This is a genomic window from Pseudomonas sp. NPDC089534 (assembly GCF_044749305.1).
In the GTDB taxonomy this organism is placed as follows: domain Bacteria; phylum Pseudomonadota; class Gammaproteobacteria; order Pseudomonadales; family Pseudomonadaceae; genus Aquipseudomonas; species Aquipseudomonas ekonensis.
In genome coordinates this window covers 1-4,982 of record NZ_JBIVHR010000172.1, presented here as the reverse complement: position 1 = coordinate 4,982, position 4,982 = coordinate 1, and the positions used below count along the sequence as shown (strand labels likewise).

Genomic DNA, 4,982 nt, shown 5'->3' with positions numbered 1-4,982 from the left:
ATCAAGACCGTCGCCGTTTACTCCAAGGCCGACAAAGAGCTGATGCACCTGGGTCTGGCAGACGAATCCGTCTGCATCGGCCCGGCTTCCGCCGCGCACTCCTACCTGCACATCCCGGCGATCATCGCCGCCGCTGAAGTGACCGGCGCCACCGCCATTCACCCAGGCTACGGCTTCCTCGCGGAAAACGCCGACTTCGCCGAGCAGGTCGAGAACTCCGGCTTCGCCTTCATCGGCCCGAAAGCCGAGACCATCCGCCTGATGGGCGACAAGGTATCGGCCAAGCACGCGATGATCGAAGCCGGCGTACCGACCGTTCCAGGCTCCGACGGCCCGCTGCCGGAAGACGAAGAGACGGCGCTGCGCATCGGCCGTGAAGTCGGCTACCCGGTGATCATCAAGGCCGCCGGCGGCGGCGGCGGTCGCGGCATGCGCGTGGTGCACCAGGAAGAAGACCTGATCGCCTCGGCGAAACTGACCCGCTCCGAAGCGGGCGCAGCGTTCGGCAACCCGATGGTGTACCTGGAGAAGTTCCTGACCAACCCGCGCCACGTCGAAGTGCAAGTGCTGTCCGACGGCCAGGGCAACGCCGTCCACCTGGGCGACCGCGACTGCTCGCTGCAGCGCCGTCACCAGAAGGTCCTCGAAGAGGCTCCGGCACCGGGCATCGACGAGCAGGCCCGCAAGGAAGTCCTCGCCCGCTGCGTCCAGGCGTGCATCGACATCGGCTACCGCGGCGCCGGCACCTTCGAGTTCCTCTACGAGAACGGCCGGTTCTACTTCATCGAAATGAACACCCGTGTTCAGGTGGAGCACCCGGTATCGGAGATGGTCACCGGCATCGACATCGTCAAGGAGATGCTCAGCATCGCCGCCGGCAACAAGCTGTCGTTCACCCAGGACGACGTGGTCATCCGCGGTCACTCGCTGGAGTGCCGGATCAACGCCGAAGACCCGAAGACCTTCATGCCGAGCCCTGGCACGGTCAAGCATTTCCATGCACCGGGCGGCAACGGCGTTCGCGTCGATTCGCACCTGTACAGCGGTTATGCGGTTCCGCCGAACTACGATTCGCTGATCGGCAAGCTGATCACCTACGGCGCCACCCGCGACGAAGCCATGGCACGCATGCGCAACGCCCTGGACGAAATCGTGGTGGACGGGATCAAGACCAACATCCCGCTGCACCGTGACCTGACCCGCGACGAAGGCTTCTGCAAAGGGGGCGTGAACATTCACTACCTCGAGCACAAGCTGGCCGGCGACAAGCACTAAGCTTCAGCCTGCGCACGACAAGGCCGCCTCCGGGCGGCCTTGTCGTATCCGCAACTCCGCTTCCTTGCGGGTGCCGACCTGCTCGCGATGACGTCGGCACATTCAACATGCACGGATACTGGCACACCGCTTTCGCGAGCAGGCTCGCTCCTACAGGGGAAAGGCTGCGCTCAACGCCGCTCCCACAAACGCCGTGCGCTCGCGTAAACTTGCGCGCTTCGCGCAGACCGCTAGGCTGCACATCAATCTTTTTCACAGGTGCCCGCCATGCCTTGGCTGCAAGTCCGTCTCGCCATCAGCCCAGAACAAGCCGAAACCTACGAAGACGCTTTCCTTGAAGTGGGCGCCGTTTCGGTGACCTTCATGGACGCCGAAGACCAACCGATCTTCGAGCCGGAACTCAACACCACCCCGCTGTGGTCGCACACCCATCTGCTGGCCCTGTTCGAGGGCGGCACCGAAGCCGCCGCCGTGCTGGCCCACCTGGAACTGCTGACCGGCAGCCCGCTGCCCGAGCACCACAGCGAAGTGATCGAAGACCAGGACTGGGAACGCAGCTGGATGGACAACTTCCAGCCGATGCGCTTCGGCCAGCGCCTGTGGATCGTGCCGAGCTGGCACGCCGCCCCCGAGCCCGGCGCGGTCAACCTGCTGCTGGATCCGGGCCTGGCGTTCGGCACCGGCACCCACCCGACCACCGCCCTGTGCCTGGAATGGCTCGACGGCCAGGACCTCAACGGCTGCAACGTGCTGGACTTCGGCTGCGGCTCGGGGATCCTGGCCATCGCCGCCCTGCTGCTGGGCGCCAAGGAAGCGGTCGGCACCGACATCGACGTGCAGGCGCTGGAAGCCTCCCGCGACAACGCCGGACGCAACGGCATCGCCGACGGACTGTTCCCGCTGTACCTGCCGCAGGACCTGCCGCAGGTCAAGGCCGACGTGCTGGTGGCCAACATCCTGGCAGGTCCTTTGGTGTCCCTGGCGCCGCAGCTGTCCGGCCTGGTCAAGCCCGGCGGACGCCTGGCGCTGTCCGGCATCCTCGCCGAACAGGGCGACGAAGTCGCTGCCGCCTACGCCCAGGACTTCGACCTGGATCCGATCGCCAACCGTGACGGCTGGGTGCGCATCACCGGTCGTCGGCGCTAGAATGGCCGCCTGCACAATCCGGATCCTCGCATGACCGACAGCTTCGTCACCCAGTGCCCGCATTGCCAAACCAGCTTCCGCGTCAGCCACGCCCAATTGAGCGTGGCCCGTGGAGTGGTTCGCTGCGGCTCCTGCCTGCAAGTGTTCAACGCCGCCAAACAGCTGCTTGAACAGCGGGCCGGCAGGGAAACGGCCGTGCAGGCCCCGCCAGCGCCGATCGAGCCGCCGCGCCCCGCGGAGCCGGCAGCCGCCGCACCGCAGCCTGCCGCCCCTGTCGAACCGGCAGCGCCACGCGCCATCAGCCAGAAGCAATGGAGCGCCGCCGAGCTGGATCTCGACAGCCTGGACCTTGACGAAGAGCTCGCCCGCCTCGAACAGCGGGAAATCCAGCCGATCACCGAGTCCGGCCGCCCCCGCGAGGAGTCCCTGAGCGCCCGCCGCGACAGCCACGAGCCGGACGATGCGACGTGGCCCGACAGCCTGTTCAGCGAGCCGGCGGACGAGCGGATGCCCGAACCGGAACAGGACGACGAGCCGCAAGCCGTCGAGCCCGAGCCTGCAAGGCCGGAACGCACCGAACCGTCGCTGTCGCTGGAGCCGGTCGACCTGGACGACGAACCGCCGATCCCGCAACTGCGGCTGCATGACCCGATCGATCCCGCCGCCCGCCAGGAACGCCTGTCCGCCAGCGTTGAAGACGAAGGCGAACTGCCCTCGGTCGAACCCTTGCGCAAGAAACGCGAGCGCGGCGACCGCGCGGAACCCGGCGTGCGCGCCGAAGTGCTGCAGGACCTGACCGACGACCCGCTGCAGCTGGACTGGCAGAAACGCCGCTCCCCCTGGGGCCGGCGCCTGCTCTGGCTGCTGCTGACCGTACTGGCCGCCGCCGGCCTGGCCGGCCAGTACGTGGCCTACCATTTCGACGAACTGGCCCGTCAGGACCAGTACCGTCCGTGGTTCCAGCAGCTGTGTCCGCAGATCGGCTGCACGGTGCCGTCGAAGGTCGACATCGCCAAGATCAAGAGCAGCAACCTGGTGGTGCGCAGCCATCCGGAGTTCAGCGGCGCATTGGTGGTCGATGCGATCATCTACAACCGTGCTCCGTTTTCCCAGCCGTTCCCGCTGCTGGAGCTGCGCTTCGCCGACCTCAACGGGCACCTGATCGCCAGCCGCCGCTTCAAGCCCGGCGAGTACCTTAACGGCGACCTCGAAGGCATGGCGGAAATGCCCCCGCAGACACCTATCCATATCGCGCTGGACATCCTCGACCCGGGGGCCAAGGCGGTGAACTACAGTCTGAGTTTCCACTCCCCCGAGTGAAACGCCCGGCCGCTGCGTGATTGGCGGCGGTTTTCTGACTTTGCCCGGCTCGACCAAACCGCTGGCGATAACAGAATAACTGTTCAGATTTTGTTCAATTCAGCCTTTATCCAGTCATCGAGAGCGGGTATCATGCCAACCCTTTTTCGAACTCTCATGATCCGGCCCCACTTCAGGGAAGTCCTATGTCGGCGGTACGCATCGGCCCATACACATTGCAGAACGGCTTGGTCCTCGCCCCGATGGCGGGCGTCACCGACCAGCCCTTCCGCCAGCTTTGCAAACGCCTGGGCGCCGGACTCGTGGTCTCGGAAATGGTCACCAGCGACATGAGCCTGTGGAACACCCGCAAGTCGCGCATGCGCATGATCCACGAAGGCGATCCCGAGCCGCGCTCGGTGCAGATCGCCGGCGGGGATGCGCAGATGCTCGCGGATGCGGCCCGGGCCAACGTCGAGCTGGGCGCGCAGATCATCGACATCAACATGGGCTGCCCGGCCAAGAAGGTCTGCAACAAGGCCGCGGGCTCGGCGCTGCTGAAGGATGAGGCGCTGGTCACCGAGATCCTGCACGCCGTGGTGGCGGCGGTCGATGTGCCGGTGACCCTGAAGATCCGCACCGGATGGGATCGCGAGAACAAGAACGGCCTGACCGTGGCGAAGATCGCCGAACAGGCCGGGATCACGGCGCTGGCGGTGCATGGCCGCACCCGCGCCGACCTGTACACCGGTGAAGCCGAGTACGACACGATCGCCGCGATCAAGCAGGCGGTGTCGATCCCGGTCTTCGCCAACGGCGACATCGATTCGCCGGAAAAGGCCCGGCACGTGCTTGACGCGACCGGTGCCGACGGCCTGCTGATCGGCCGGGCCGCCCAAGGGCGGCCATGGATTTTCCGTGAGATCGAGCATTTCCTGCGCACCGGCGAAAAACTTCCGGCGCCGGAGCTGATCGAGGTGGAACGCATTCTGCTTGAGCATCTGGCCGCCCTCCACGCGTTCTATGGAGACGTGATGGGCGTGCGCATCGCCCGCAAGCATGTGGGCTGGTATCTCGCAACCCTGCCGGGCGCCAGGGAGTTCCGCGCCCGCTTCAATCGTTTGGATGGTACGGAAACACAATGCGCCAACGTTCGGGAGTTCTTCGCCGAACGTAACAAGAGCCTGACAGGGGACGGAGAAGGGGTGGCCGCATGACGATGATGACCGAGACTTTAGTGAGTGGAACAACACCCGTGAGCG

The 4,982-nt window shown here is 65.8% G+C and carries 4 protein-coding genes; all 4 read left to right on the top strand.

What is annotated here, in order from left to right; translation table 11 throughout:
* The coding region (accC, locus tag ACIP0B_RS27860) for an acetyl-CoA carboxylase biotin carboxylase subunit (protein ID WP_400838296.1) at window positions 1-1,275 on the top strand (1,275 nt) is incomplete at its 5' end.
* Window positions 1,276-1,542: 267 nt separating this feature from the next.
* On the top strand, window positions 1,543-2,421 hold the full coding sequence (gene prmA / locus ACIP0B_RS27855) for a 50S ribosomal protein L11 methyltransferase (RefSeq protein WP_400838293.1): 879 nt from the start codon (window positions 1,543-1,545) through the stop codon (window positions 2,419-2,421).
* Between the two features lie 30 nt (window positions 2,422-2,451).
* Window positions 2,452-3,741: a DUF3426 domain-containing protein gene (locus ACIP0B_RS27850; RefSeq protein ID WP_400838290.1), complete on the top strand. Its 1,290-nt coding sequence runs from the start codon at window positions 2,452-2,454 to the stop codon at window positions 3,739-3,741.
* A 185-nt stretch (window positions 3,742-3,926) separates the two neighbouring features.
* A complete protein-coding gene (dusB, locus tag ACIP0B_RS27845) occupies window positions 3,927-4,937 on the top strand; it encodes a tRNA dihydrouridine synthase DusB (protein WP_400838288.1) in 1,011 nt (336 codons plus the stop codon).
* The last annotated feature ends 45 nt before the right edge of the window (window positions 4,938-4,982 follow it).

Excerpts from the sequence above, each read along its gene's own strand:
- dusB (WP_400838288.1), top strand. The coding sequence starts at position 3,927 with ATGTCGGCGGTACGCATCGGCCCATACACATTGCAGAACGGCTTGGTC.
- prmA (WP_400838293.1), top strand. The coding sequence starts at position 1,543 with ATGCCTTGGCTGCAAGTCCGTCTCGCCATCAGCCCAGAACAAGCCGAA.
- ACIP0B_RS27850 (WP_400838290.1), top strand. The coding sequence starts at position 2,452 with ATGACCGACAGCTTCGTCACCCAGTGCCCGCATTGCCAAACCAGCTTC.